The 26,490-nt window shown below is 45.9% G+C and carries 25 protein-coding genes and 1 other RNA gene; 6 read left to right on the top strand and 20 right to left on the bottom strand.

The features are described 5' to 3' along the window. Positions 1 to 316: 316 nt before the first annotated feature. The 6 genes from QUB77_RS02235 to QUB77_RS02210 all read right to left on the bottom strand — a co-directional run bounded on the left by QUB77_RS02235 (position 317) and on the right by QUB77_RS02210 (position 8,060). Complete coding sequence (locus QUB77_RS02235; RefSeq protein WP_006632696.1) at positions 317 to 823, bottom strand: MogA/MoaB family molybdenum cofactor biosynthesis protein; 507 nt, start codon at positions 821 to 823, stop codon at positions 317 to 319. A gap of 83 nt (positions 824 to 906) precedes the next feature. Then, on the bottom strand, positions 907 to 1,242 hold the full coding sequence (gene psb28, locus QUB77_RS02230; protein WP_333173285.1) for a photosystem II reaction center protein Psb28: 336 nt from the start codon (positions 1,240 to 1,242) through the stop codon (positions 907 to 909). A gap of 209 nt (positions 1,243 to 1,451) precedes the next feature. Then, positions 1,452 to 2,915: a DUF1565 domain-containing protein gene (locus QUB77_RS02225; RefSeq protein ID WP_333173283.1), complete on the bottom strand. Its 1,464-nt coding sequence runs from the start codon at positions 2,913 to 2,915 to the stop codon at positions 1,452 to 1,454. Between the two features lie 314 nt (positions 2,916 to 3,229). Beyond that, positions 3,230 to 4,966, bottom strand: a complete 1,737-nt coding sequence (locus tag QUB77_RS02220) for a hypothetical protein (RefSeq protein ID WP_333173423.1) — start codon at positions 4,964 to 4,966, stop codon at positions 3,230 to 3,232. Between the two features lie 122 nt (positions 4,967 to 5,088). Then, the gene (locus QUB77_RS02215) at positions 5,089 to 6,069 is read right to left on the bottom strand and encodes an SMP-30/gluconolactonase/LRE family protein (protein ID WP_333173280.1); all 981 of its coding nucleotides are present in this window, start codon (positions 6,067 to 6,069) and stop codon (positions 5,089 to 5,091) included. A gap of 266 nt (positions 6,070 to 6,335) precedes the next feature. Next, the gene (locus QUB77_RS02210; RefSeq protein WP_333173277.1) at positions 6,336 to 8,060 is read right to left on the bottom strand and encodes a zinc metalloprotease HtpX; all 1,725 of its coding nucleotides are present in this window, start codon (positions 8,058 to 8,060) and stop codon (positions 6,336 to 6,338) included. A gap of 226 nt (positions 8,061 to 8,286) precedes the next feature. On the opposite strand from QUB77_RS02210, the gene QUB77_RS02205 reads away from it, so the two are divergent. The 3 genes from QUB77_RS02205 (at position 8,287) to folB (ending at position 11,842) form a co-directional block, all read left to right on the top strand. Next, positions 8,287 to 9,570 carry a glutamate-5-semialdehyde dehydrogenase gene (locus tag QUB77_RS02205; RefSeq protein WP_333322818.1) on the top strand — a complete coding sequence of 428 codons (1,284 nt, stop codon included), beginning with the start codon at positions 8,287 to 8,289 and terminating at the stop codon, positions 9,568 to 9,570. 395 nt (positions 9,571 to 9,965) lie between these two features. After that, positions 9,966 to 11,333 carry a serine/threonine-protein kinase gene (locus QUB77_RS02200; RefSeq protein WP_333173273.1) on the top strand — a complete coding sequence of 456 codons (1,368 nt, stop codon included), beginning with the start codon at positions 9,966 to 9,968 and terminating at the stop codon, positions 11,331 to 11,333. A gap of 152 nt (positions 11,334 to 11,485) precedes the next feature. Further along, a complete protein-coding gene (folB, locus tag QUB77_RS02195; protein WP_333173271.1) occupies positions 11,486 to 11,842 on the top strand; it encodes a dihydroneopterin aldolase in 357 nt (118 codons plus the stop codon). Between the two features lie 98 nt (positions 11,843 to 11,940). On the opposite strand, the gene nuoK is transcribed toward folB, so the two are convergent. The 13 genes from nuoK to QUB77_RS02130 all read right to left on the bottom strand — a co-directional run bounded on the left by nuoK (position 11,941) and on the right by QUB77_RS02130 (position 22,888). After that, positions 11,941 to 12,246, bottom strand: coding sequence for an NADH-quinone oxidoreductase subunit NuoK (nuoK, locus tag QUB77_RS02190; RefSeq protein WP_228042566.1), 306 nt, complete (start codon positions 12,244 to 12,246; stop codon positions 11,941 to 11,943). 79 nt (positions 12,247 to 12,325) lie between these two features. Further along, positions 12,326 to 12,949 (bottom strand): NADH-quinone oxidoreductase subunit J, encoded by a 624-nt coding sequence (locus QUB77_RS02185; protein ID WP_333070831.1) that lies wholly within the window; start codon positions 12,947 to 12,949, stop codon positions 12,326 to 12,328. Positions 12,950 to 13,065: 116 nt separating this feature from the next. Continuing rightward, positions 13,066 to 13,641 (bottom strand): NAD(P)H-quinone oxidoreductase subunit I, encoded by a 576-nt coding sequence (gene ndhI, locus QUB77_RS02180; RefSeq protein ID WP_333042046.1) that lies wholly within the window; start codon positions 13,639 to 13,641, stop codon positions 13,066 to 13,068. A gap of 103 nt (positions 13,642 to 13,744) precedes the next feature. Further along, positions 13,745 to 14,863, bottom strand: coding sequence for an NADH-quinone oxidoreductase subunit NuoH (gene nuoH, locus QUB77_RS02175; protein WP_333173269.1), 1,119 nt, complete (start codon positions 14,861 to 14,863; stop codon positions 13,745 to 13,747). 356 nt (positions 14,864 to 15,219) lie between these two features. Beyond that, positions 15,220 to 15,610: a transfer-messenger RNA gene (gene ssrA / locus QUB77_RS02170) on the bottom strand. Positions 15,611 to 15,973: 363 nt separating this feature from the next. Then, a complete protein-coding gene (locus QUB77_RS02165; protein WP_333173267.1) occupies positions 15,974 to 17,740 on the bottom strand; it encodes a serine/threonine-protein kinase in 1,767 nt (588 codons plus the stop codon). 117 nt (positions 17,741 to 17,857) lie between these two features. Next, positions 17,858 to 18,121 carry a Txe/YoeB family addiction module toxin gene (locus QUB77_RS02160; RefSeq protein ID WP_333173264.1) on the bottom strand — a complete coding sequence of 88 codons (264 nt, stop codon included), beginning with the start codon at positions 18,119 to 18,121 and terminating at the stop codon, positions 17,858 to 17,860. Further along, positions 18,118 to 18,354, bottom strand: coding sequence for a type II toxin-antitoxin system Phd/YefM family antitoxin (locus QUB77_RS02155; protein WP_333173262.1), 237 nt, complete (start codon positions 18,352 to 18,354; stop codon positions 18,118 to 18,120). The genes QUB77_RS02160 and QUB77_RS02155 overlap by 4 nt, the downstream gene beginning before the upstream one ends. Positions 18,355 to 18,463: 109 nt before the next feature. Further along, on the bottom strand, positions 18,464 to 19,069 hold the full coding sequence (locus tag QUB77_RS02150; protein WP_333173259.1) for a hypothetical protein: 606 nt from the start codon (positions 19,067 to 19,069) through the stop codon (positions 18,464 to 18,466). Between the two features lie 29 nt (positions 19,070 to 19,098). Beyond that, positions 19,099 to 19,347, bottom strand: coding sequence for a hypothetical protein (locus QUB77_RS02145; protein ID WP_333173257.1), 249 nt, complete (start codon positions 19,345 to 19,347; stop codon positions 19,099 to 19,101). Positions 19,348 to 19,484: 137 nt separating this feature from the next. Further along, entirely contained in the window at positions 19,485 to 20,012 is a 528-nt protein-coding gene (locus tag QUB77_RS02140) for a GNAT family N-acetyltransferase (protein ID WP_333173255.1), read from the bottom strand. A 42-nt stretch (positions 20,013 to 20,054) separates the two neighbouring features. Beyond that, a complete protein-coding gene (locus QUB77_RS02135; RefSeq protein ID WP_333173252.1) occupies positions 20,055 to 22,013 on the bottom strand; it encodes a glycosyltransferase family 39 protein in 1,959 nt (652 codons plus the stop codon). Positions 22,014 to 22,309: 296 nt separating this feature from the next. Beyond that, complete coding sequence (locus QUB77_RS02130) at positions 22,310 to 22,888, bottom strand: hypothetical protein (protein WP_333173249.1); 579 nt, start codon at positions 22,886 to 22,888, stop codon at positions 22,310 to 22,312. 362 nt (positions 22,889 to 23,250) lie between these two features. On the opposite strand from QUB77_RS02130, the gene QUB77_RS02125 reads away from it, so the two are divergent. Further along, entirely contained in the window at positions 23,251 to 23,583 is a 333-nt protein-coding gene (locus tag QUB77_RS02125) for a DUF565 domain-containing protein (RefSeq protein WP_333173246.1), read from the top strand. Between the two features lie 203 nt (positions 23,584 to 23,786). Then, a complete protein-coding gene (locus QUB77_RS02120) occupies positions 23,787 to 24,947 on the top strand; it encodes a glycerate kinase (RefSeq protein WP_333173243.1) in 1,161 nt (386 codons plus the stop codon). A 190-nt stretch (positions 24,948 to 25,137) separates the two neighbouring features. Here QUB77_RS02120 and QUB77_RS02115 read toward each other — a convergent pair whose 3' ends face one another. Then, a complete protein-coding gene (locus QUB77_RS02115) occupies positions 25,138 to 25,506 on the bottom strand; it encodes a hypothetical protein (RefSeq protein WP_333173240.1) in 369 nt (122 codons plus the stop codon). A 328-nt stretch (positions 25,507 to 25,834) separates the two neighbouring features. Between QUB77_RS02115 and QUB77_RS02110 the strand changes: the two genes are divergently transcribed. After that, complete coding sequence (locus QUB77_RS02110; protein ID WP_242716741.1) at positions 25,835 to 26,362, top strand: orange carotenoid protein N-terminal domain-containing protein; 528 nt, start codon at positions 25,835 to 25,837, stop codon at positions 26,360 to 26,362. Positions 26,363 to 26,490 lie beyond the last annotated feature (128 nt).

Below are 26,490 nucleotides of genomic sequence, written 5' to 3'. Positions count from 1 at the left end.
CCGATCGACCCGGGGGGTGGCGATGAGGATGAGCGAGCTTTTTTCTCGATCCGCAGATGAATCGGGGGGCTTGTAACTAAATTGCTTGATTGTCAGTCAATTAACCGAACTTTCGATTTTAGATTTTAGATTTTAGATTTTAGATTGAAGAGATTGAAGAGATTGAAGAGATTGAAGAGATTGAAGAAAGCTAACTCACCGATCGACCCGGGGGGTGGCGATGAGGATGAGCGAGCTTTTTTCTCGATCCGCAGATGAATCGGGGGGCTTGTAACCAAATTGCTTGATTGTCAATCAATTAACCGAACTTTCGCCCTCACCCACCGCGCAACTGCGTCACCAAGTGAACTAATTCTGGTAAAATTAGCTTTTCCACAGCTAGTTTCACGCCATTGCTAGAGCCCGGAAGAGAAAAGACTAACTTGCCTTGATACACGCCTGCAACGGCGCGAGAGGCGATCGCCCTCGAACCAATTTCTTGATAGCTCAAAAACCGAAATATCTCACCAAATCCTGGTAAAATCCTGTCTAGCAAACTCTCCATCACATCATAAGTCGTATCTCGCGGAGCGATGCCCGTGCCGCCGTTAAAAATGATTGCATCCACATCTTCACGCTGGGAAAAAGCCTGCATTTGCAATACAATTTTTGCCGCATCATCTTTAACAACAGTGTAAGCTACCACCGAGTGACCCGCATCTTTTAGCAGCTTCTTAGTTAACAAGCCACTATTGTCTGTTTCGGCCGAGCGCGTGTCGCTAACAGTAATGATAGCGCAGTTTACGGTTATTTTAGATAAGTCGGGGTGAGGAATTTGCGTCATAGTTTCTTCTTCTAAGCAATCGGCAACCGGCAACCAGCGATCGGCTAATTACCAATTACCAATTACCAATTACCAACTACCCATTATGCCTTGCTAAATCCTAAGCCGTTTGCTTCCGAGTAGCGTTCCATGAAACGCATAAATCGATCCCATTCTGCGGAACTTTTCATTATATAAAGAGCTTCCAAACCCGCAGGCTGACCGTTGATGAACTTAGCCTTAACCTCGCGAGTGAGGAGTTCGCCTTCGTCGTCGATCAGGTACATTCCAGTAATGTCTTCGGTACTGGTGCTGCCAAGAGCTTTGGGATTTTCAAAGAGAAACGTGGCAGTGCCTTGCTCTCCGCTTTTAGAACGGGTTAGGCGCACTTCGGGCACAACATCTTCGTCTATACCCCGAGAGAATTGAATTTTAGCCATAATCTGACACTCGAACCTTAAGGATTGCTTAATTTCTTAATGTTTAATCATAAAACGATTCGGGTACTCGCAAATCAAGACTTGGGAGAGTGGGAGTGGGTGAGAGTGGGTGAGAGTGGGTGAGAGTGAGGCAATCGGAGACAAGGGCGAGAGGATATGGGTTGGTTCTTTGTACCCCAAGTTATCCTCTCCCTTGTCTCCTAATTCCCTCAGACGATGTAGGGAGAGTTAATGGGATCGGTTCGCTTTGTGGCTACCAGGGTTTGGTAGATGAGGGCGGATATCTCGCCACGGGTGATGTCGTGGGCGGGGGAAAGCTTTTCGCGCACGGGATAGTTGACCACGATTTTGCGCTCTGTGGCGGTTGCTATCTCGTCGGTGGCAAAACTGGGAATCTGAGCTCGATCGACATAAACGCTCAAAGAATTGGGGTTGCCGCCCGCCAACTGCAAGCCGTTTACCAAAGATACGATCGCCTGAGTTCTAGTCAAATTCTGCTCCGGGCGAAACGTGCTGTCTGGATATCCAGCCAAAAAGCCCGCTCGATTAGCTTGGTCGATCGCTCCCTTGGCCCAAAAATCCGCCGCCACATCCTTAAAAACCGTCGCCTCACGGCGCGGCATCAATTCAAACGCCTTCGCCAACATCGCCGCATACTGAGCTCTAGTTACAATCTCGTAAGGTTGAAAAGTGCCGTTGGGAAACCCGCTAACAATATTCATCTTTGCCAAGCGATCGATAAAATCCTTGGCCCAATGCGTGCTGATGTCGCTGAACTTTAGCCCGCCAGGAGTCGGAGTTGGCGTCACATTGCCCCAATCAAATAAACCTTTTACCCGCGAAGAATTGAGTTGATTTCCCACCGCAGAAATTTTAACCCCAGTCGCGTTTTGCAAGTCGAATTCGCCGTTATTCTGAAAGATATTGCCGCCCAAATCTTGAGCATTACCCATATCTGGCAGCGACTTCCCCACCGCAGTCAAACCGTCTTCGGTATTTTTTTCAATGCGATTATTGCGTACAATTGGCTGAGATTCCCCCGCTAAAACGATACCGGAGCGATTTTCCAAAATTTGGTTATCAGCAATCAAAGGAGCCGACTGAGCTTGCAGAGAAATGCCGAAACCCGTCTTTTGAAAAATATTGCGCCGTATTGCTCCTTTAGCAGTTCCCGCCATAATCACCCCAGCCGCAGAGTTTGCCACAAATATGTTATCGAGAATCGTAGGATTAGCGGTTCCCGTGGCAAAAATGCCTTCGCGCTTGCATTGAGTGAAAGTGCAGTTAGCCACAGTCGGAGAAGTTGACTCAATCCAGACTCCCGTGCCACGACTATCGAGATTGGTGACAGTTACTCCGCGCAATTGGGAATTAGTTGCTAGTAGTATGGTGATATTTTGACCAGCAGCGGTGGGACTGACAAATTTGCCGCTGCCTTGAATCAGAATGCCTCTACCTTTGTTAGCTTCATTGCCAATGACTTTTACTCCAGAGGGAATTTCCAAAGGGAATTTTTCGCCACTAGCATCGCTATAAGTTGCCGGTGCTAACTGAATCGTAGTTCCTGATGCAGCGCGGGCAATGATCGCGCGGGCTATAGTTTTGAATGGCGCTGATTGGCTGCCGACTGCGGAATCGCTGCCTGTTTGCGGGTTGACGTAAAGTGTTGTCATGTTTTTGCCCAAGAGATAATTGGCGATCGAGCTTTTGTGCAATTTTCATTGTCTGCGAACTTGACCCCCGATCTATATTCACCTTTGATTGCGGAGATTATTTAATTGCACGATATCTGCAACATCACTCATCAGGAGTGGCAACCGCAAGGGGATTGCCCCTACAAATCACTAAATTACTAATTTTAGCGTCGGAAACCGAGTTTGTTGCCTCCGGTTAAACCTAAAAACCAAGATTTTGAGTTAAGAAACCCGGTTTCTTCCTAGTTACCCGGCTCTTCCTGGGAACGCATATCCCAAGGCTCCGCCTCGCCTTAATTACCCATCAATTTCACAATACAAGACGCCTCCAAAACCACTATAATTTCATTCTGAAAAACAGCACAACTTGTCATGGCTGAAGCTAAGGCGGGAATTTTCCCTTGTTCTAGAGAAAGGCTGGCCTCCGGTGTAGAATCAAATTGATTTAGCCAGCCATCATCCTTTACATACTGAAGAGTGAAAGCATTGCGATCGAGCATCCAAAAATCAACTCCATAGCTATTAATGAAATTTTGCAATACAGATCGATCGGGAGTGTATTGAGCGCGAATTAAATCGTTAAGTCGCTGCCGATATCTGCTGTAGTAGCCTTTCTGATAAGGCACTGCATATTCCTTTGCCACCAGAACAGAACGCTGACTAAATGTTGGCAAGTGGTCAGTCTCTCCCGCTAGTGAGGCAATCAAGATATCTTTAGGTTGTTGCTGAAAAAATTTGTACAAACCCGATATTTTACCTTCTACGTACCCGACGGTGGGAAATTTTTCGGTCAAGCAGGGATAAAGGACAACGGCGATAGCGATAATCGCTGTCGTAATTAGTGCAACTAGGTTTTTTACATCAAATGTTGTTGCGGTTGTTGATGCCCAATGACCGACTCCATCGATAATTAAAGTTAGGGCGATCGCAGTTATCAACACAACAATAAATCGCAAGCTATAGGCAGTATAGCGACCTGGTTGATACAGCTTAAAAATGGTAGCGTGAGCTGCAAAGAACATCGCTGATGAGCCTAAAAATAGCTGAAGCAAAAGCCAGATTTTGCTTTGAATCTGATTTGCTAAGGGAAAAGCCGATCGCAAAAACAGCAGCAGCGGAAATAACAGCCCGACACAGTGAGTTACAGGCGTAAACAGCGACTTGGGAAACATCCCGCTGCCCCGCCCTGTCAACCAATAATCTTTAGGATTTGGACGAAAAAAAGCATTTCTGCCGCTGGGAAGAAATTCGGCCATTTGCTTCGCTTCTGCTGCGGTATAAGTTGGGCCAAATTCAGAGTTATCTAAGGCGTAGGGCAGCATTACTAAAAAGATTACTCCCAAACCTGTACTGCAAAATAGGTAATTAGTTCGATCGCGCGACAAGCGCAAACCGCCGTTTTTCCATGCTAGCAGGCGCAAAACTAAAATTCCGGCAGCAACCAAGGCGTAAGGAGGATAGAATAGTCCGATAAGTGCGATAGCCCCTAAACAAGGCAGCAACGAACTGCGCGATAAATAATATAAAAGAGCCAGGAATATCGGATATATAAAAGCTCTTGCCGTTGCGGAAGCCAAATCATCAGTCATCCACATATGCTGATTTAGCAGCAAAGATGCAATAAATCCAGTCATGGGCACTGGCAGCATTTCTAGGCAAAGGCCAAAACAGTAATAAGTGGAGATTAAGCCTAGAAATAGTGGCAATATTTTGTGAAAAAATAGCGGGTGAATGCCAATTGTTGCGGCTAATTTGTAGAGCGTGCTGTATCCTGCGGGGGCTACAGATTGAAAGTAATTAGCAATGAAATCGTTGGGGAATAATTCAGGATCGACAAACCGCATCATCCAGAAAACGTGCTGCCTCGCATCGTCTTGCACCATATACTCGGCGCTGAAGACTTGCTTGAGTCCTAAAAAACCATAAAGTGTAGCAAATGTCAAGCTCAAAGTTAACCAAAATATTGTGTGCGATCGGGATTTTTCATCCACAGTCGCAGTCAGAAATTTATGCAAGCGGGCTACGAACATCGGAGTCAAAAAATGTCTTAAATAAAAGTTCGCAGCAGCCCTGAAGAACTACTACAAACCAATACTTTATATGAGATTCGCCTGCCAATGTCACTTTACTTTCAACTTCGCCCGATTTTAGATTATTTTCCAGCCCGCACACCCGCCATTTTAAGCTGAATCCGATAGAGACTTTTACTTGCAGTAATGTAAAGCGTTTGGCGATCGCTTTCTCCCCAAGCCAAATTAGTCGCCGTCTCAGGCACAGAAATCTTCCCCAAAAGCTTGCCCTCCGGCGAGAAAATCCACACTCCCCCCGGCCCGGTGCTGTAAACATTCCCCTCTACATCAACTTTTAAACCGTCGGGTACTCCGCTTTGACTGGAATCTTTTAACTCCGCAAAAAGCTGCTGGTTGGTAACAGTTCCGTCCGGTTTTACATCAAAAACCGCAATGTATCCCGCTTCGGAATTGTTGACATAAAGTTTTTGCTCGTCTGGTGAAAAAGCGATGCCGTTCGGCAGCACCAAATCCTTAACCAGCAGAGTTAATTTTCCGTCTGGTGCCAGCCTGTAAACACCGTAAAAACCCAATTCTTCCTGGTCTTTACTAACACCGTAGGACGGATCGGTAAAATAAATGCTGCCGTCGGATTTAACAACCAAATCGTTCGGACTGTTGAGCTTTTTTCCCTCGTATCTCTCCGCCAATGTGATAACTTTGCCGTCCTTTTCTGTGCGGGATACGCGGCGATTTTCGTGTTCGGCAGTAAGTAAGCGGTTTTCTTTGTCTAAAGTATTGCCGTTGGCTTTTCCCGAAGGGCGGCGAAATACCTCAACTTGCTGATTTGAGCCGAATTTATAGATAATATTGGCGGGAATATCGCTAAACAGCAAAAAACCGTCTGGATGCCAAATCGGGCCTTCTATAAATTGGAAATCCCCAGCTAGTTTTTCTAATTTTGCGCTGTCATCGAGAATACTTTGCACGGTGTTTTTATTCTCCCTATTTTCCGTTTGGGCGAGCAACTTGGTTATGTTACTCCTGAGTTTATGGCTGGGATTGCTGACTACTAAACTTAATACTATCAACAACAAACTAATTGTAGCAATTTTAATTGTCATGTTTGCTCATAACTGAATTAATTCCTTCCCACCATAAGATTACCTATCTCCTTCTTTACTTCTTCCTTGCTTCTTTTTTTGCGACAAGCTCGCTATGACGCCCCTTCGCTAACACATCTAAAGCGGTTCGTAAACTCACTATTTTGACCACAAAAAAAGATAATTGAGAGCGGTATAAAATTCGATAGTACCGTATGTAACAAAAAAACAAGCTCGAAAATGCGAGCTTAATTATATTTAACTTAAAACGTTTTACCTGTCAACTTTTAAGCAGCAAATGATATAAATAGCGCCGCAATACCAAGAACGATCGCCCCTATACCCATCACAACAGACCAGAAGCGGTGATAACTCTTAACCGTAGTACCGCTATCGCTTTCAAGCTGAATCAAATCCATCCAAGGTGCAACACCCCGACGGAACCAACCCAAAGCGCTAACCTCCATTCCAATCAAACTTTCAACCCGTTTCATGCCAAACAGAAAATTACCAATTGGCCCAAAACGAGAAGCATAGCGCAGATAAATCATTCCCGTTCTGTCTTGCAGTTTCAAATCAGAACCGAAGGTATAACCCGCATCGCCGCGACCAATTAATTCGCCTTGCAGTTGCGCCGGTTGACCCCGCAAAGGACTGGCATAAGGGTCAGACATTAAGGTTAAAACATCCAAGTGTTCTGCTTGTTCGTAATTGGGGAACATCACCAAAGTCTTGAGCAAAATTCCCGCACCCAAACCAATTAAAGGACAAGCAACCATCATCATCGGGTTTACAGCATACAGCGAAATGCCGATCGCAAAACCCACCGCTAAGCCGAGAGTTTCTGCACTGTACAGCAGCAAATCGAACACAAAATTTCCGTACAGTCTCCGCTTGCTCAAATCGTTGCCTTCGCCGACAATCCGGCCCATGTCAAACTCAACATCCAAGCCTAATTGTTCCGCATAAGTGCTCAAAGCACGAACTCGTTTACCAGTCAGCGGGTGAGTCGAGTTCAACTCCATCCACCAACCCCACGGATTAAACATATCCCACAAAAACACTCGCCCAATCTTTTCTGGTTCCGAAGTAATCCTGTAAGCAGTGCCAGTAGATGTGGCAGCTTTGGCATCGTAAATGCCTAAAGCGCGAGTTCCTTCTAATAAGCGGCTGGGTTCTGTTGCCCTTTGTCCTTCTTCCAAAATACCGTAAGCAATTTTTACCAAAGCGCGAGACAAAGCATTGGGGTTGCCAGTAGTTTCGGCTGCAAAATGGTCGGCAAAATATTCTCGCGTCCGTGACAAATATAGCAATAAATAAGTGCCGGCGATGTAAAACAAATAAGCAACAGCAGCTACCGTGCCGGCCGCATCTTTAGCTTTTTCGCCACCACTTCGACCCATTCTTTGAGCTGTTGTGTAAATTAAATAAGTAATCTGCACCAAAGTCGAAGCTAAAGTCATTACTGCAAAGTCCCAGTGGACAATGTGACCGAGTTCGTGGGCATAAACAGTGGCAATTTCTTCGTCGTCTAAATAGGTAAAAAGACCTTGACTGACCACTAAGCGAGCGCTGTTTGGAAAGGAACCGTAAGTAAAAGCTGTAGGGTTTTGGTCGTCGATAATTCCTAAACGTGGCTGCTGGAGTTTTTTCTGCTTGCAAACCTTCTTAATAACTTTCGCTGTTTCGGGACTTAGGCTTTCAATTTCTGCTAGGGAAACCCAGCGAGTATTGTAGAGCCAATTTTGGGTTAAGTCCATCAAGTAAGGCGATAGGAAAAAAGCAGCGATGTTAAAAATCAGAGTTATGGGAAGTGCGATCGCCAATCCGGCGACTGGATCGGGACTATTGAGAATCAAAACTGAGGCTAATGATAGCGCTAACACCATACCAAACAGCAGGCTGATGGTGACGCCGGAAGCTAAAACGAGATTTCCGCCAGTTTTCTGTATCAGTTTAACGCCGGCTTTGGCGGCTCGCCCTGCCTTGCGTAAAGGGGCGTGAGATGACATAATACTCTCCAAAGGTTATTGACAAATGGAAATGACCGTGGGATTTTATCTATACTTCACTGTTTTAACCTGTTAATGCGGATTGCTGTAAGGGGTCTAAACAAAAATATAGAATTTCCTCTAGAATTGTTAAGACTGAAAACCGCCCCGAAATTTATTTGTGCGGATTCAATTCACAACTCAAAATTCAAAACCCAACAATCAAAACTATTTAAAAGTTACTGCCATGTCTATTATTGAAATTGCCCTAAAAACGCGCGTATCTGCTAGAAAATTGGCAGTTTTGTCCGCTGAGGCCAAAAATCAAGCTATTGAGGCTATAGCTAAAGCTTTGGAAGCTGCTGCGCCGGATATTGTGGCGGCGAATGCGGCTGACTGCAAGGTGGCCCAGACGGATGGAATTGCGAAACCGCTGTACGATCGCCTCAAGTTGGATGAGAGCAAGTTGAAAAGTGCGATCGCGGGCGTGCGCGACGTTGCGAAACTCCCTGAGCCGATCGGTGTCGTGCAAATCCACCGCGAATTGGATACAGGATTAATTCTGAAGCGCGTCACCTGTCCTTTGGGCGTTTTAGGCATTATTTTTGAAGCGCGCCCAGAAGCTTTAATTCAGATAGTATCCTTGGCAATTAAATCGGGAAACGGCGTCATTCTCAAAGGCGGCAAAGAAGCAGTCCGTTCCTGCGAAGTCTTGACAAAAGTGATACATCAAGCATTAGCAGAAACTCCGGTTAATCCAGAAGTTGTGCAGTTGCTGACAACGCGGGAAGAAACAATCGAACTGCTAAAAATGGATGAATATGTAGATTTGATTATTCCCAGAGGTTCTAATTCCTTCGTGCGGTTCGTGCAAGAAAATACGCGAATTCCCGTGTTGGGACACGCCGACGGAATTTGTCATTTGTACGCAGACAAAGCGGCGGATATTCAGAAAGCAGTAGAGATTTCTGTCGATGCAAAAACCCAGTATCCAGCCGCCTGCAATGCCATTGAAACTTTGTTAGTCCATAGTGCGATCGCCCCCAAATTCCTGCCCGCAGTTGCCGCAGCTTTGCAGCAGAAAAAAGTTGAGTTGCGGGGAGACGAAAAAACTCGCGCCATCCTCGAAAATATTGCCGAAGCGACAGAAACCGATTGGTCTACAGAATACAGCGATTTGATTTTGTCAATCAAAATAGTAGATTCTGTGGAAGAGGCAATTAACCATATCAATACATACGGTTCCAGACACACAGATGTCATTGTTACCGAAGACAGGGAAGCCGCCGAAACTTTTTTAAATGGAGTAGATGCGGCCGGAGTTTATCACAATTGTTCGACTCGATTTGCCGACGGTTTCCGCTACGGCTTCGGTGCAGAAGTGGGGATTAGCACGCAGCAAATGCCACCTCGCGGCCCTGTCGGTTTAGAGGGATTGATTACCTATAAGTATCGAGTTGTTGGAGATGGCCATGTTGCCGCGAGTTATGTAGGGAAGGATGCTAAGGAATTTACACATCGAGATTTGTAAATTCTCGATAGGCGCTCAAACCCGACAAGAAAAAAGCCTGTAGGGGCGGGGTTTACCAACAATATTTGATGTTCACGAACAATTTATATAAAGCCGCCCCACACAGCAGATAATCCCGATTAACCTGATGTTAGATCGAATGCCAAAAATGTAGATTTGGATTTGTCGTGTTCGTGGGGGCGGGTTTATTATATTGTTGGTTTATAACATAGATGGTTGGTAAAACCCGCCCCTACGATATCCTGTAGATACTGCATCTTAAGCAAAGTGTCCCTTCTCCTTCATCCATCCCAAAAAAGCGATCGCCCTTCCTTCCCTGACATTCAAACAAACTTAGCTACAATAAGCTATACTGTGCTCCGCGACTCCCCAACTCGAACAATTTGCCGTGGTTTATGTCTAACTCCTCCCTCCTCACCCCAGGTTCGACTCTCGAAAAACGCTACCGCATCCTCCGCGAATTAGGCCGGGGTGGCTTCGGCCGCACTTACCTCGCCGAAGATATCAACCGCTACAACGAACATTGCGTGCTCAAAGAGTTTTCTCCGGTGGTTCACAGCCCGAAAGCTGCCGAATTGTTCGATCGCGAAGCGAGTATGCTTTACCACCTCCAACACCCGCAAATCCCCCGTTTTCGAGAACTCCTGCGAACGGATTTGGGGGGGAATCCATCTTTATTTTTAGTGCAAGATTATATCAAGGGTCAAACCTACGAAGAAATATTGATATCGCGCCAGCAGCAAGGTAAAAATTTTACCGAAGCCGAAGTTACTCAACTGCTATTTCAGCTTTTACCAGTTTTAGAATACATCCACTCAAAAAATTTAATTCACCGCGATATTTCCCCGGATAATATTATTCAGCATGATGCTGACAAACTACCCTTTTTAATTGATTTCGGTTCGGTCAAACAAATCGCAGCCAATGCTGTACTTCAGTTTAACGGACAATCTGATACGGCGATCGGCAAACAGGGTTATTCGCCAGCCGAACAAATGCGACTGGGGAAAGTTTCTGCTGCTAGCGATTTGTACGCTTTAGCCGTCACGGCTTTGGTACTGCTAAGCGGCAAAAAGCCCCAAAAATTGTACGATATCAATAATAAAACTTGGGATTGGCGATCGCACGTCAGTGTCAGCCCAAATTTAGCCACGGTATTGGATCGGATGTTAGCAGAACAACCGGGCGATCGCTACCAATCCGCAAAAGAAGTCCGCGAAGCACTCAAAGATCCAAAACTATCTCACATTGGCAGTATAATTTCCCAAATGGTGACAATGAACTTTGTCGGCCGCCCTTTCAAAAACACCACTCAAACTGCTACCAGTAATCATACTCCTGTTCACCAAAATCCTCAAATTGTTAACAACAACAGCACATTCAAGTTAATACCTTGGAAAACCCTAGGGAGTTTAAGTGTGATTTTGGTGCCCGGAATTTTAGCTTTTAGTGTAGTCAAATCTGGTTTCACGTTGCCCAAGTTGCCGGATTTACCTAAATTTACTTCGCGCCAGCAACCTCCCGATACGTCCTTAGAGGAAGCCGAAATAATTCGTCAAGAAAAGATTGGTAAACGACGCAAAAATCTCAACATTAATCAAGATATCTTCTATCAAAAAGTGGATGAATTATATTACAGTAAATATCCCGAATTCCAAGGTCGTACCTTGACAGAAAAGCCAGAAGATGCTGAAATTAGGCGGAAATGGTATGAAGTAGCTGAGGATTTACTGGACAAGTTGGAGAAAGGAGGACGGTTGTGAAATTTAAGATAGAATAAGAGTTATTGAACCGCAGAGGGCGCAAAGAGCGCAGAGGGAGAAGGAAAAGGGCAAAAAAAGAGAGGGAAGAGAAAGAGAACTTTATCTGGTTTAATACAAATTGGTTAGGCAACGCACTTTTAGTTTATTGCAAAATGGATTCTATTCAACTTACAGCAATTCGCTGTTACGGATATACGGGCTATCTGCCGGAAGAGCAAGTTTTGGGGCAGTGGTTTGAAGTGGATGTTACTCTTTGGCTGGATTTATCGCAAGCTGGAAAAAGTGATGATATTCAACATACTCTTGATTACCGTAGCGCCATTACTCTGATTCAAAAGCTAGTCAAAGACTCGAAGTTTTTATTAATCGAACGCCTAGCAGATACTATTGCTCAAGCGCTTTTAGAACTACCGTTAGTCGAAAAAGTTAAACTACAACTCTCGAAACCTGCTGCCCCCATCCCTGATTTCGGGGGGAGAATTACTCTAGAAATTACTAGAAGTCATTAGTCATTAGTTTTTAGTTATTAGTCCTTAGTCATCAGTCTTTAATCTGCATTAGTTTGTCGCTAATGACGGATGACTATTGACTGATGACTATTGATGAATTACCACTTAAGCAAGTTAAATTCTTCCATGTCTACGGTATTGCGGTTGCGATAAATCGCCAAAACAATTGCCAAACCTACGGCCGCCTCAGCCGCCGCTACCGTAACTACAAACACGGTAAATACTTGGCCCTTAATTTGTACAGGGTCGAGATAATTGGAGAAACCCATCAAATTGAGATTGACAGCATTCAGCATCAACTCGATCGACATCAACACGCGCACTGCATTTCTGCTGGTAATCAAACCGTAAATACCAATACAGAAAAGAGCGGCGGCTAATAACAGGAAATACTGGAGTTGCAGTTGCATAAATTTTGCGATTTTGTCTCAATCTAAAGTTACTACAAAACTAACACTATGGTGCGCTAAGCGCACCATAATATTACTTAGATTCTGGCGAAGACACATCTCCGGCAGAAACTAATTCGCGAGGTCTTTCCGGCAAACTCAAAGCAGGTGTTTCGGATAGCTTCTTTGACAGTTCATCCGGGAAGAAATCGCGGCGCGCCAACACAATTGCTCCCACCATTGCCATCAACAAAAACACTGATGCTAACTCGAAAGGCAGCAAAAAGTCGGTGAAGAAATGTTTGGCGATAGTGACGATCGAACTTTCGGCCGGTGCTCCTGTAGTTGCGACAATAGCCCAAGGAGTAGACACCACCATCGTACCCAACAGCGCAAACAAGCCTACGCAAACTACTGCTGTTGCTACTTGACGCACCCAAGCGTTGGGAATTGTGCGGAAATCTTCTCGCTTGTTTACCAACATAATCGCAAACAAAATCAAGACGTTAACAGCGCCAACATAAATCAATACCTGCGCTGCTGCTACAAAGTCGGCATTCAGCAACAGGTACAAGCCGGCAATGCTAGTAAATACGCCGCACAGCAAAAATGCTGAGTAAACGATGTTGGAGAACAGCACTACTCCTAATGCTCCTGCAATCATCATTACCGACAATATTCCAAATGAAACAATTTGAACCCCTTCAGCTAGATTCACAATTTTTTATCCTCAATTATTAGTTTTCTATTGTTCGTTTTTACTCATTAGTTAGCAGTCATTAATAATTGGTTATTTCACTAATGACTGATGACTGCTGACTAATGACTAATTACTTACTTTTCGATAATTTCCTCTGGACGCAGACCGGCGCGGCGATCGGTGTAGGAAACTTCATGAGGGTCGATCGCACCTTTCGGCAAATAAGCGAATTCCCGCATCGGTGTCACCATCGGATCGTCTGTAACCTTGTAGGGTAAACGTCCGAGGGCCACGTTGTCAAAATTCAATTCGTGACGTTCGTAGGTTGCCAACTCATACTCTTCTGTCATCGACAAACAATTAGTCGGACAATATTCTACGCAGTTGCCGCAGAAGATACAAACACCGAAATCGATACTGTAGTGCTTGAGTTGCTTCTTCTTAGTTTCTTTGTTAAATTCCCAATCCACTACAGGTAAGTTGATCGGACACACCCGAACGCAGACTTCGCAGGAGATGCACTTGTCAAATTCAAAGTGAATTCTACCCCGGAAACGTTCCGAAGGAATTAGTTTCTCGTAAGGATACTGCACCGTAATCGGCCGGCGTCTCATGTGGTCAAAAGTAACAGATAGCCCTTGACCGATATACTTAGCAGCTTGAAGAGTCTCTTTGGCGTATTCGCCTACTTGATTGAGGAATTTTAGCATGGTGTTCTCTCTCTGTACTTGAGTTTTTGGTAATTGATAATTAATAATAGGTAATTGGTTAACAGCTATTTTGGTTTAGCTGTTGCCCTTTACCTATTATTAATTAACCGCCAAAAGCAAAGGGAAAGGCAAGTTTCAAAGCTGCGGTCAATAGTAAATTAACTAGAGCAACAGGAAGTAAAAACTTCCATCCCAAATCTAGCAATTGGTCGATCCGAACTCGCGGCAGAGTCCAGCGGAGCAGAACTGCCAGAAACAGGAAAAAGTAGGCTTTCAACATGGTCATCGTAATGCCCAGCAAGCCAGTAATTACCTGTAACCAAGGAGTCGTTTCGCTCAATCCTAGGGCATTTGTCAACACTCCGACAGGAATCGGGGATTCCCAGCCGCCGAGGTACAAAACTGCTACTAGCAAGCAAGAAAGGACGAGGTTAACGTAGGAAGCGATATAGTACAAAGCAAATTTCATGCCTGTGTACTCAGTCTGATATCCTGCTACCAATTCTTCTTCTGCTTCCGGGAGGTCAAAGGGCAACCGTTCGCATTCTGCTAGTGCTGCGATCCAGAAAATCAGGAAACCTGCGGGTTGCCGCCAGATATTCCAGCCGAGAATGCCGTAGTCGGCTTGCTGGTGTACGATGTCGATCGTACTGAGGCTGTTGGACATCATCACGACTGCCAATACTGCCAAAGCTAGGGGAATTTCGTAGCTGAGGGATTGAGCCGCGGCTCTGAGTCCGCCGAGGAGGGCGTATTTGTTGTTTGAAGCATAGCCGGACATCAGCAAGCCGATCGGCTGAATGCTAGACAGGGCAATCCACAGAAATATCGCTGTCCCCATATCGGCGATCAGCATATGCTCTCCGAAGGGGACGATTAAGTAGGAGAGAAAAACTGGAATCACCACAATTACCGGGCCTAGGGTAAATAGCAGCGCGTCAGCTTTGGCCGGTACGATGTCTTCTTTGAATACCAACTTCAGACCGTCAGCAACGGGTGCTAAAACTCCCAGAGGGCCGATAAATTCCGGGCCTATCCGTTGTTGAGCGGCGGCGGAAATTTTCCGTTCCAGCCAGACGCTAGTGAGTACCCCGAAAACGGCAGCGACAATCATCAGCAACATTGGCAGCGGTAGCCAAAGCACTTGGGCGATGTCCGCCGGTAAGCCCAAATTCATGAGGGCTTCTACGAAACTTCCTTGTAAGTCAATTCCTGGGTTCATTTGTCCAGCTTTTGAGCGATCAGCATATAATTTTTCACCCGTCCTTCGTAGGAGTAGGCTTAAAAATCGGGGTCTTTGTAAAGATTTTTAATGCTTTACCGCCTAATAGTATATCGCCCGACAGGCTCCAACAACGCACAGACAGGGTGAAGTTCTAATTATATGAGTCTGCAGCGTAGCTAATGGGTGGGTCTTATACGATTTTAGATTTTAGATTTTAGATTTTAGATTCTAGATTTTAGATTGAATCAAGATTGAATGCTAAACAAAAGGGCCGGCGAGTTAACTCGCCGGCCCTTTGAATGTTGTAAAGCGACTTTCAAATGGCTTAAACCATTGATTTTACGTCACCTTGGCGATGGAACTGGGCAGAATCGAACTGCCGTCCAAAGCGGGTATTTACCTTCCGATCGTTCACAGGTTTATCCCCTCTGATCCTCGGGGCGGGAACCATTTTTATCCCAAATGGGGGGATTTTCTAGTGATTGCTTTCCTAGCTAGCCGACTAGAAACGTTTAGCTAGGGCATCCGTTGGGGGTTGTTATGCTACCGTTAACGGAGTGAGGTGGCATACACTCTAAACCAAGCTCAAGAAGTTTTTAGGCTACAGCTACGGCTTTGCGAGCGAAAGGAACGATGTTGTTCGCATTTACTATTTTTTTTGAGCCGATATTAACGAGAGTAGACTCCCTCTCGACCTGCATCACGGAGCAGCTTTCGCCACCCTGTCGAAACCATTACAGCCCCTCGTGTGTTCTTTTATGATAGACAATATTTCGTGTTGCGTCAAGCGATTTTCGATTTTCGATTTTAGATTTTCGATTGGGGATTTGGGATTTTGGCACAAAGCTGAGTCGGGAATATTTACCTCTTGCACCATTTTTTTGAACAGGCAAGATGCCTGTTCCACAAGAGTTCCAGTTTTTTTGGGGTGGAGCCCAGAGTTCGCCCTTGAAAGGTTTATTGACAGGGGTCAAGTCGATTTTAGATTTGGGATTTTAGATTTTCGATTGGGGACTAAAGAAACCGGGTTTTTTGCTGTTAATGCGGGCTGTAACGAAGTATCTGGCAAAAAAACCCGGTTTCTGACCACCCGTGCGTAATTCCTAATTAATGCAAGTTGTCGTCCCAGACGCCGATGTAAATCCGATCGCGCTCATTGCGTTCGATCATCCCTTCGAGGGAACCCTTCCTAAAAGTAAACCGATTACTCCGGCGCTGCTGCACGTCGCCCAAGCCTTGCAAAATCTCCCTGCTGGCGCCGCCCACCATCCCGTTTAAGGCGGTTCGCACTACCAAATCGTCCACCGACTGGGCAAAAGAACCCTCTGTTTGTACTAGCTGGCCCGAATCGCGATCGTAAATGTAGCCGAGAGTAATCCGATTGGGCAATATTTCGTAAAGTGCCGTGCGAGTATTCGGCCAATAGCCCCGCGCTTGAGAGTCAGTCGGTTCTCCCAATTCGGATAAAATCTGACTTTCCGGCGTACCAACGGCATACCCAGGGATTGTGGGAGTCTTCTGATAACTGGTTCCCGGTTGTTCGCTGGGTGCGGGCGATCGATCTGGCGGCAACTCTTTGTCAACAAGTTTTTCCGTTGGTGTGGGTTCGACAGCTTCGGGAGTTGGCGCTGGTGTTGGCGCTGGGGTTTCAGCAGCAGGCGTTGGAGTTTCAGCAGCAGGCGTTGGAGTTTCAGCAGCAGGCGCTGGAGTTTCAGCAGCAGGCGCTGGAGTTTCTCTGGGAGTCGGGGCGGGCGTTGGTGTGGGCGCGGGAATTGGTGCGGGGCTGGAGCGCGCGTCTGGATCTGCAGGGGCCGAAGTGCGATCGTCCTGGGCCACCGGTGCGGGTTCTGAAGACGGCCGGTTGAGGAAAACCCTAGCAATACCGACCAAACCTGCAACAATAAGTGCGATCGCCACGAACCCCAAAATCCACCAAACCTTGCGGTTGCTGTCTCCAGAAGACACCACAGCAGGCGCTGTTCTGGAACCCGCAGGCGACTGAGGCCCGTGTCCCGGAATCACCGCCACCGTCGGCCCGGTGCTCGGCGACGCTGCACCAGGAGGCTGCCCCTGCAGCAGCGACAGCCACTCATCCACGCTAGCAGGGCGATTTTGAGATTCTACCGTCATCCCCCGCATCACCGCAGAGCTGACAGCCGCACTTAGCTCAGGCCGCAAGTCGCGGGGTGAAGGCATCGGCTGGCTGGTGCGTAAAATTGCAGCCACCGGCACCTGTGCTGTCAGCAGAGTGTAAAGCGTCGCCGCCATACCGTAAACATCTGTTGCGGGCGTATATTTTCCTTGGGCAAAATACTGTTCTGGCGGCGCGTAGCCATCGGACACCATATTAGTGTGACTTTGGGTTGCACCAGGAGTAAACTCGCGGGCTATGCCAAAATCAATCAGCACGACTTCCTGAGTACCTTGGCGCAAAAGAATGTTTTGCGGCTTGACATCTCGGTGCAGCAAACCCTTTTGATGAACAACTTTTAAAGCAGCGCCAATTTGAGTGATGTAGAGAATTGCAAGATTTTCTGGCAGCGGATGATTTGAACCGACTACATCTGCCAAATTCTGACCGGCAATGTAGTCCATCACCATGTAAGGCTGCCCGTCTTCCACAAAGAAATCGCTGACGCGGACAATATTCGGATGAACGCAGGAAGCCAACCGCCTCGCTTCGTCTTGAAACTTGCGATCGAACTCAGCAAAATTGGGTTGCTGCCGCAGAGATTCGTTGAGGGTTTTAATGACTACAGGCTGTCCTAAATAGCGGTGATTTGCCCTGAAAGTTATTCCAAAGCCGCCTCTTCCCAATTCTTGTTCTAGGGTGTATTTTCCACCTTGTAAAGTTTTGCCGATTAGCGCATCCATAGGTTCAGGCGATCGCGTACCAGAGAATATGGCTGATTATGGCACGTATGGTCGGCTCTCCTCACCAGTCCAAAGAGCGATCGCTATACCCCTGTATTAGTTAACCTGTTAGAAACACTACTCATAATGCGTCCACATCCGCAAAATTTTGATCGTATTCTCGGACTCAATCACCTCGTACACCAGACGATGCTGAATGTTGATTCGCCGTGAATATGCACCTTCCAAATCTCCCACCAATTTCTCGTAGGGTGGAGGATTCTGAAACGGATTGGTTTGAATAATGTCGAGTAACTCTTGCGCTTTGTCTCGTAAATTGCTAGAAGCGAGCTTTTTGGCATCTTTCAGTGCCTGTTTGGTATAGACTAGATTCCAACTCACCACTCCAACTCCTTAGCGCAATCCTCGATCGGCGTTGCCAGTCCTTCCCGAATCGATTCCCGCATCCCTGGCACTGAGAGAAGATACAGTGTCTCCTGCACAGATGCCCAGTCAGATTCTGATAATAACACTGCATTGCTAGTCTGTCCTGCAATCACAATAGGTTGGTGCGACTGACTCACCGCATCGATCAATTGCTGTAACTGCTTTTGGGCTTCATTGATTGGAATCATAATCTTCCACTTTTCTAAATACACTTTTCTCGATGATGTTGGGTGGCTGTAGACACTCCCTTAATTATGAGCGATCGTTCCCCTTACTGACTTCTATCTCCATTTTATTTTAAGGGAGTGTCAAGACTTCTATTTGTTTCTGTGTGTCGGGGTGCACCTGAATATTCAATCGATCAATTTGTTCTTGCAGATAATTATCTGAAATGATTGCATCTTCCCATTCTTGCGAATAGTAAATCAAGCTCTCACCCCAAAAATCCTGAACTATATAATCTAAAACTTCCAAAGCAAATTTTAATGTCTCTGTGGAAGCTTCGCAATCAGGAGCGGCAGAAAAATGGACAATGATGTTTCGCAGCTCGCCAAATTTTTGATATCTATCTAATTCCTTGATTCTATAACCAGTTGTCGCCCAAAGAACTTCAGGTAACTCTGAATACATTAAAGTTCGACCGTACTTAAAGAGTTCCTTGATACTCAATACATCCTTAGTAGTATTTGATTTAGGGTAGGACTTGAAGATTAAAAGCGGATGCTCTTCAGCAATGCGTGCCTTGATAAGTATTTCTGCTCCCTGTGCTGCATGAACTACCGACAACATATGAGCAAAAGGCCTCGTCATCTCGCTAAACGTTGCATCATAAATAGCTCTCCCAAGAATATGAAGCCCAAATTCTTTCATGTGCTGTGATACTTGTTTTGTCTCAGGATTCATCTAATCTACTCCGTAACGCTCTAGTTAACTCACGATCGCTGATTGACATCTTCAGCCACCATCATTGCATTGATGTGCGTAAAGATGCGATCTAATTCCCCGATGGCTTCGAGTTCCGCTACCTCTTCTGTCATTAATTGATCTGCCTTTTTCTTCTCTAACAATTGTTCTATCCGCTGTTGGAGCGGTTCACTAAATTTGAACAACTTCCACCGATCGACTTTTTCAATGCAAATTTCATGGATTAACGAGGAGGGTTTGTAGAGAATTGAAACCATTGTAGGCTCCGAGCTTCGGGTTTTAGGTAGTGACTAGATTATAGCTTTTATTCAATCTGGCAGATTTAATGCTCCAACCGAGAACCTTCAAATTACCGCCAAAACCCGTGGCTTAAACAGCCAAACGGCTTTACAGTTCAAGTCGGATGATATTCATCCCTGCTTATTTGCCATCGCCATATCTTGCCTTCTTCAGGATCGTCCACCTCTGCAATGAACTTCATTCCCACTTTTTGCAACACGCTATTCGAGGCATTTTTTTCAGCTAAAGTGTGAGCGATGACTGCTTTCACCTCTTCGTGAGCGAAAGCATAATCGATCATTCCCTGTGCCACCTCAGTTGCAAATCCGCGATTCCAATATTCGGAAGCAATTTCATAACCTATCTCTATAGTCCCCGACTCATCAGGTGAGCCTTTGAAACCTCCATTGCCGACAAGCACTTGATTTTTTGGATGAATAAAGAAGTAGTTGTGCCAGTCAGTTGGAGGCGGATTGGATTCGCAAGATTCGTCAGCAGGGAGCGAAAATGCTTCCGGGAAAAGAGGCCAGCTATTAGGCACTATGACATTTAAAATTGCTGCAAGCTCGCTTTTACTTCGTAAGAAAGCTTCTATGTGAATCCTTTCGACGGCAAGTAGTTGAAGATTCTTAGTTGTAATCATTTTTCTACCTTGTTTAACCAGTATGAGTTCACACTATAAGCACTATCGAAATGCTTTTCTCGGAACCCTGGCGAGTTGGTAAGCGCCCCGACTATCCAACAATTGATATTGATTTGGCTGCAATCCTAATTCCACAAATTTCTCTGGATATCCCAGCAGCAAAATAGAGGGAGAATTTGCGTTTTTAGATTGCTTAATGTAGTCGATCGCCCTTCTGACAGCTCGGTAGTAAGTCACCGGCTCTTTGGTATAAAAAACCAGACTAGGTTTCCAGAAACCAACCATAATAAACTCTTCCCCCGGCAGTTTTTGTTGAACTGCAACCTGCGCTAACTGTCTCAGAGGTAACTGGCGGTTGATATCAACGACTTTGTAGGCGGGAGTAAGACCAAAGATGATAAATGCTACTAACCCGATGAAGTTAGCAACCAAAATCCAGCGCTGTTGCCGCTTCCAGAGTAAAAGTGCGATCGCCACCGCTGTAATTATCCAAATCGTACCGCCGACAATCAGCAATCCCGACTGCTGAATTGCTTGGGGAAAGTTGGGCATTGCGGGGTCGTCTCCCAGCCAGTTGTAGCAGTAGAAAGTTGCTCCGGCTATAATTAATAAAAATACGACATTGAAAATGTAGGTAACTAACAGCCCTCGCGGTAAAGAATTTGATTTTTTTTCTAACTTTATCCGCCTGTTATCGGGTTCGTTGCCTGCAATAATATCGCTCCACAGCAGCGTTACCAAAATCGCAGCGGCGGGGATTAAAGGCAATACATAACTCGGCAATTTGGTCACGGCGATCGTGAAAAAGCCAAAGATGCAGCCGAACCAAAATAGGGCAAATAAACTCAACTGAGCCGATCGCGGTTGACGACGCCAGTAACTGCGCTGCCAAAAACGGGTGCGGGCGATCGCCACAGGCAAATAAATCGACCAAGGTGCAAAACCAACTAGCACTACAAAAAAGTAAAAATACCAAGGCGCCGAGTGCTTGTTGACTACCCCAGTAAAACGCTGGAAATTGTGATAGCCAAAAAAGCTGTCAATATAAGTTTGACCGTTGGCTAAAATAACGAAAATGTACCACGGCAGGGCGATCGCCAGAATAATCAAGATTCCCGACACCGGACGCATTTCGCGCCAAAGTTGCCGAAAATTTCCCAAATAAAGCCCGAAGCTGCCAACAATCAGCGCTGGCAAGACAATTCCCACAGGCCCCTTAGCCAGAATTGCCAAGGCAATTAGTACATAAAAAGTCAGATACCACTTATTGGGAAATCGGGAAGCGGAAACAGTGGAAAATTCTGCTTTTTCTCTCTGTTCTTCTAGAGTGTAACCGAGGAAAAATGCGAGCAGTGCCGAACACATACAACCGACTAATAGCATATCTGAAACGCCAGTCCGTCCCCAGGCAATAGTGTGGGGATTTAAAGCTATTAGGGCCGCACCAATCCAAGGAGTAGAAAAAAAGATTGGGAGACGGCGAGTTTTGAGTTTTGAGTTTTGATTCTCTGTTTCTTCTTCCGGCTTCGATCGAACTTCTTCCTGCTTCCTGACATCCGTTAAATCCCGTACATTGCTCGTTGCCGAACTTCCTTCTTCCTTCCATAAGGTATAAAATCCGAGGCAAGTCAGACCGATCGCGCACAAAGCCGAGGGAAGACGCACGGCAAATTCGTTAACGCCCAGAGTGCGGTAAGCCACCGCCATCAGCCAGTAAATCAATGGCGGCTTGTCAAACCTTGTTTCGCCGTTGAAATAAGGAGTGATCCAATCCCCTGTCACCGTCATTTGACGCGCAGCTTCGGCAAATAACGGTTCCGTTTCGTCAACTAAACCGATGTTACCAAGATTCCACAAGAAACCTACCCAGGCGATCGCGAACAGCCACAACAGCGACAGCAGCTTTGGTGCGAGCGGGCGATTTCTAAACTCTGACAAACTTTTAATAACTTCCTTCACCCAAACTTCCTGCGATTTTAGATTTAAAATTTTAGCTCGCATAGAGAGTCTACCGAAAGATTCGCATTCTCGAAACTCCCAATTCGATCGAATCCGATTAAACAGAGATGTTGCACCATTCTCAACAAGGCTTTCATGGGCGGGATCTCCTGCCCAAACCCTACTCGCCACAAGAAAATTCACTCTTTGTCGAACAGGCCTGAAAGCCTGTTCCTTATAATGATCCCGCTATATAATGATGCCGCTATCTGAGGTTAACTCCCATAGCGGCATCATTCTCAATAAAACCGTATCAACCGGCTTTCTCGACCAAAATCTCGGCACCGGCAGCTAAGCGTTCACGGCTGCAAAATTAATTGCCATTCTCCGGCTGTGCTGTTCCAAGCCGGCGAGGGTGTCTCCCCGGCGACGAAAGGCCCCCAGTAGCGACGAGAACCATCCTGAGCAAAAACCACCAGAATGTCTCCCCGTTTGACTTTTAACTTGCCCTCCGGCAGCGATAGCATCAGTCCCTTGCCACCGCCTTCCCCCGGCGCAAAATCCCAGTGCGCGGGTTTTCCATAGGATTCCTTGGCTTGCCGTTTCGACAGCAGGGCCACTCGCACTGGGTGTTCGCTGCGGTTGCTGACGCGCAAAAGGCCGGAGGCTTTAGCATTTACAGGGACTGAGGAAAGCAATTCCTCCTCTGGATCTGGGGGGGTTGGTGTTGAGTCGGGCTTGGGCTCGCTGGCGGTGTCTGCTGAAGCTGTCGCGACTGGGGAAACGGGGGGTATTGGGGGGAGTGCGGTGGCTTGTGAGGGCCAATCGCTGGAAGGATTTGAACCGTTGGAGATAGTGATTTCAAAACGTCCTAGAAACATTCCTGTAATTAGGACGATCGACACTCCAATTACGATCTGGTAAATTTTAAGATTCATAGATTTTAGGCTTAAAGGATAGACTGCACCCGAAATTAGTGTTAACTATTTTTAATGTAAAACCAGGGTCTGCTGTGCGACAAGATACAGTTACACTTAAATTACTTGACCGTTCTCGGCTATAAGTCGCCGCTCGCTCAATACCATCTTAGATGTTAAATTTGAGATTTTAGATGGCGACATACTGACTCCGGTAAGAATTTGGAGTTGGTCGGGACGGGCATTTGTTTACTCATCGGTATAGCTTTTAATAGCAGTTGAAAAAAAGAGTACCACTATAAGCCCGTACTCCCAACCCCAATATTCATAAGTAATTCCGCATCTCAAATCTCAAATCTCAAATCTCAAATCGTATAACTTTTATGCAGAATACCCGAATTAACAGATTAATTGATGTTCTGGGCGATCGCTTCCGAGGCTGGCTGAGCAATCCTTGGCGGCGGATTTCGCTCCTGCTAATTAGCCTGCTGTTCGGCACTTTTTTGGGAACAGCTATTTCGACCATCGCCGGACAATCTGCGGATTGGGATATTATCGCGGCCGGGCTGTTGGTGTTGTTGACTGAGTTCGCGAGCTGGCTGGTTTACGGCAGCCCGCGGCCTGTAGCCCGTTCTTTTTGGGTGGATATGCTCTATGCTCTGAAAATTGGCGTGACTTACAATTTATTTGTGGAGGCTTTTAAACTAGGTTCTTAAAAAATGGTGAAATATTGGTCTGCTGTAGATAGTATTTATAAAAACGTGATCTTAAAAAATTTTAATTTGAACTAGGGTCGGAATTTTTGAACTCTCCACGACCGGAGTTGGGGCTTGTATTCGTTGTTGGGTGGGGTCAAATATTTGTCAATTGCAGATAGTATTTGTACAAAACCCGCCCCCGCATAGAGAGTTTTTAGGATATGGATCTATCGACTGTAACCCCTATTGAAATTTTACATCGGTGGCAAGCGGGCGATCGCCCGATCGCGCCCGACTTCGAGCACCTGGCTTTTTGGGAACTTGCGGATGATGTGCAATCCTCTTCGAGGGCTTCGCTAACGCGCGCTTTTGGCATTACTGCCGACAATGTAGCCGATGTTGTCCGCTGCAAAACCGATTTATTCTTTTCTCTTCTTGACGAACTGCATACTTTCCCGCTAAAGTCAACTGTTTTCCTCGAAACTTTGTGGAATCTGTGGCTGCCGCTGGCAATGCAATTATCGGATGCAAAACAAAGTTTAAACCGTCCTTTAATTCAAGGAATTTTAGGAGTGCAAGGAACGGGAAAAACTACTTTATGCCAAGTTTTGAGGCTGATTCTGGGAAAATTGGGATATTCTACTGTCAGCCTTTCTTTAGACGATCTTTACAAGACTTATGCCGATCGCCAACAACTCCAAAAAGCAGACCCGCGTTTAATTTGGCGCGGCCCTCCCGGTACTCACGATATTGACTTGGGAATTGCAGTTTTAGACAAGTTGCGCGGTTCTATAACTTACAATTTAGCAGCAGTTGACAATCCCAAATCAGATGCCCTAAAACCCGATATAATTAATAAAAATATAGAAATTCCCAGGTTTGACAAATCTGCCTATGGAGGTGCAGGAGATAGAAGTCAACCAGAAATTATTTCCGGTGCGAATATTGTACTTTTTGAAGGTTGGTTTGTCGGCGTGAATCCAGTCATTGAGCCCAAATTGAACGAGTTTTTGACGACTGCACCGTTTCCCATTTCCACAGAAAGCGACTGTCAGTTTGCGCGCGATATGAATGCGAAGCTGCACGACTATTTGCCGCTGTGGAACCGATTAGATCGGTTGATGGTTTTGTATCCCCAAGATTATCGCCTTTCTCAAGTGTGGCGCAATCAGGCGGAACGGGAAATGATGGCGGCGGGGAAGCCGGGAATGTCAGAAGCTGAAATTAATGGGTTTGTTGAATATTTCTGGAAAGCGCTGCATCCAGAGTTATTTATTAAGTCGATGCTGGAGGGCGATCGCGTGGATTTAGTAATTGAAATTTTGGGCGATCGCACTGTCGGGAAAATTTGTCGGGCGATCGACTTAAAACTAAGCGATTAGGGACACTAAAAATTAACGATTTAAGGACACAACATTGTTGTGTCCCTACTGTATGGCAGCTTATCCTGCACTCACTTGACAATTCAGAACTTATGCAAAACGTGATTTGACGCGGGAATTATAGGGGTAAGGCGGGGCATCAGCACCCTACAATACAGAGGTTTTGCATCGAGGATGGAGAATTTCTAAATTAACTGCCAGGAGTCCCAAGATCGATCGCTTTCTGCATCAAATCGTCGGTAACTTCGCCCGGTGTACCAGCAGGCTTAATTTCCTGAGCCATCGAACGAAAATCATTGGGATTGCCGCTTGTATCTGCCGGCTTTGCAATATTATCTTGAGCAGCGGGAATAGGAAATTTAGGTGCAGTTGCAGCGGCGGCAGCTTGGGCGCCGGCACCAGTGCGATCGATGTCACTAACGCTGAATTCTTTTGAAGCTTCGTAATCTGCTGATACATCAACGGTCGGCAACTTTTGTTCTCCAGCTTCCGCGCTTTCAGTGATCTGCTGAGCATCAAAGTTTTCAATGTTATTGACTTCTGTATTGATTTGAGACATAGCCGACTCCTTGCTAGTTTTATTTAACAATTCACTGTATCAATTATTACTTTACTCCCTGGCTTTTTCATCTACCCGCAGATGTATCGTTGGCTTCTATCTTAAGGATGATTTATTCTAGGTTAGTGCCTTAACATTACATCACTTTCCGAAAAGAATGCAGCTTTAGGCAAGCTCCCAACCCATACATACTCACCCATTCCCCATTGTTTAATCTCAAATCTCAAATCTCAAACCTCAAATCGTATTACCTCTAGGGGATGGTGACTTGCACTTACAAATCTTGATACTTATATATTCTGGAAACATTTTTTAAGGAATTTTATTTATGAACTCACCCGCCGCGACCAATCCTCACTCTCTCTCCAACGACACTCAAAACATCGTTCAGGCAATCAACGGGTTGGGTACAGATGAAAAACTGGCGCTGCTCTATTTTGTTTATGAAAAAATGGGAGACTCAGTTACACCAGCCGCTCCCGCCGCCGCCGACCCACAATTAGCTCCCATGCTGCTGGATGATTTTTACAAGCTTTCCCATGACCAACAACTGAATATAATGCGCGGTATTGTCAACCGCGACGACACGCCGTATTCTCACGCTTACGGAGCTTTAACTGCTAACAATCAGTTGGTGGTTTGGTATGCTTGGGCTATTGGTATGGGAGAAACAATTGTCGATATCCCCGAAGGATATGAGGCAACTGAGGCTGTCAATGGCGTTTTGGGTCAAATAGAAGGTCTTGAGTTTGAACAGCAAATTACAGTGCTGCGCGACGTAGCTAATAATATGGGCTACACCGATGTTAAACCAATTGCTACTCAGGCGGAAGTAGGGAAAACTTCTAGTCTGTAGATAAGAGTCTGCTGTTGCAACCTATCCTACAGAAACTCTCCTCCTAGCAGAGAGGGACTCAAGAATAAAGGAATTACCCAAAACTTCTATATGTAGGGTGCGCCGAGGTGTACCCTACCGCTATAATG

Origin of the sequence: Microcoleus sp. AT9b-C3, from assembly GCF_036705485.1 — a bacterium.
Lineage (GTDB): Bacteria > Cyanobacteriota > Cyanobacteriia > Cyanobacteriales > Microcoleaceae > Microcoleus.
Note: the sequence above shows the minus strand (reverse complement) of the source record. Positions and strands in the feature narration are given on the sequence as shown.

What these genes read in the sequence shown, in the direction of transcription:
- ndhI (WP_333042046.1), bottom strand. Translation starts at nt 13,641, where the DNA reads ATGCTAAAATTCCTCAATCAAGTAGGCGAATACGCCAAAGAGACTCTT.
- QUB77_RS02125 (WP_333173246.1), top strand. Translation starts at nt 23,251, where the DNA reads ATGCAGAATACCCGAATTAACAGATTAATTGATGTTCTGGGCGATCGC.
- psb28 (WP_333173285.1), bottom strand. Translation starts at nt 1,242, where the DNA reads ATGGCTAAAATTCAATTCTCTCGGGGTATAGACGAAGATGTTGTGCCC.
- QUB77_RS02165 (WP_333173267.1), bottom strand. Translation starts at nt 17,740, where the DNA reads ATGGATGCGCTAATCGGCAAAACTTTACAAGGTGGAAAATACACCCTA.
- QUB77_RS02235 (WP_006632696.1), bottom strand. Translation starts at nt 823, where the DNA reads ATGACGCAAATTCCTCACCCCGACTTATCTAAAATAACCGTAAACTGC.
- QUB77_RS02145 (WP_333173257.1), bottom strand. Translation starts at nt 19,347, where the DNA reads ATGGTTTCAATTCTCTACAAACCCTCCTCGTTAATCCATGAAATTTGC.
- QUB77_RS02215 (WP_333173280.1), bottom strand. Translation starts at nt 6,069, where the DNA reads ATGACAATTAAAATTGCTACAATTAGTTTGTTGTTGATAGTATTAAGT.
- QUB77_RS02155 (WP_333173262.1), bottom strand. Translation starts at nt 18,354, where the DNA reads ATGATTCCAATCAATGAAGCCCAAAAGCAGTTACAGCAATTGATCGAT.
- QUB77_RS02210 (WP_333173277.1), bottom strand. Translation starts at nt 8,060, where the DNA reads ATGTCATCTCACGCCCCTTTACGCAAGGCAGGGCGAGCCGCCAAAGCC.
- QUB77_RS02115 (WP_333173240.1), bottom strand. Translation starts at nt 25,506, where the DNA reads ATGTCTCAAATCAATACAGAAGTCAATAACATTGAAAACTTTGATGCT.
- QUB77_RS02220 (WP_333173423.1), bottom strand. Translation starts at nt 4,966, where the DNA reads ATGTTCGTAGCCCGCTTGCATAAATTTCTGACTGCGACTGTGGATGAA.
- QUB77_RS02150 (WP_333173259.1), bottom strand. Translation starts at nt 19,069, where the DNA reads ATGAATCCTGAGACAAAACAAGTATCACAGCACATGAAAGAATTTGGG.
- nuoH (WP_333173269.1), bottom strand. Translation starts at nt 14,863, where the DNA reads ATGAACCCAGGAATTGACTTACAAGGAAGTTTCGTAGAAGCCCTCATG.
- QUB77_RS02200 (WP_333173273.1), top strand. Translation starts at nt 9,966, where the DNA reads ATGTCTAACTCCTCCCTCCTCACCCCAGGTTCGACTCTCGAAAAACGC.
- QUB77_RS02225 (WP_333173283.1), bottom strand. Translation starts at nt 2,915, where the DNA reads ATGACAACACTTTACGTCAACCCGCAAACAGGCAGCGATTCCGCAGTC.
- QUB77_RS02120 (WP_333173243.1), top strand. Translation starts at nt 23,787, where the DNA reads ATGGATCTATCGACTGTAACCCCTATTGAAATTTTACATCGGTGGCAA.
- QUB77_RS02205 (WP_333322818.1), top strand. Translation starts at nt 8,287, where the DNA reads ATGTCTATTATTGAAATTGCCCTAAAAACGCGCGTATCTGCTAGAAAA.
- QUB77_RS02140 (WP_333173255.1), bottom strand. Translation starts at nt 20,012, where the DNA reads ATGATTACAACTAAGAATCTTCAACTACTTGCCGTCGAAAGGATTCAC.
- QUB77_RS02130 (WP_333173249.1), bottom strand. Translation starts at nt 22,888, where the DNA reads ATGAATCTTAAAATTTACCAGATCGTAATTGGAGTGTCGATCGTCCTA.
- QUB77_RS02110 (WP_242716741.1), top strand. Translation starts at nt 25,835, where the DNA reads ATGAACTCACCCGCCGCGACCAATCCTCACTCTCTCTCCAACGACACT.
- QUB77_RS02135 (WP_333173252.1), bottom strand. Translation starts at nt 22,013, where the DNA reads ATGCGAGCTAAAATTTTAAATCTAAAATCGCAGGAAGTTTGGGTGAAG.
- folB (WP_333173271.1), top strand. Translation starts at nt 11,486, where the DNA reads ATGGATTCTATTCAACTTACAGCAATTCGCTGTTACGGATATACGGGC.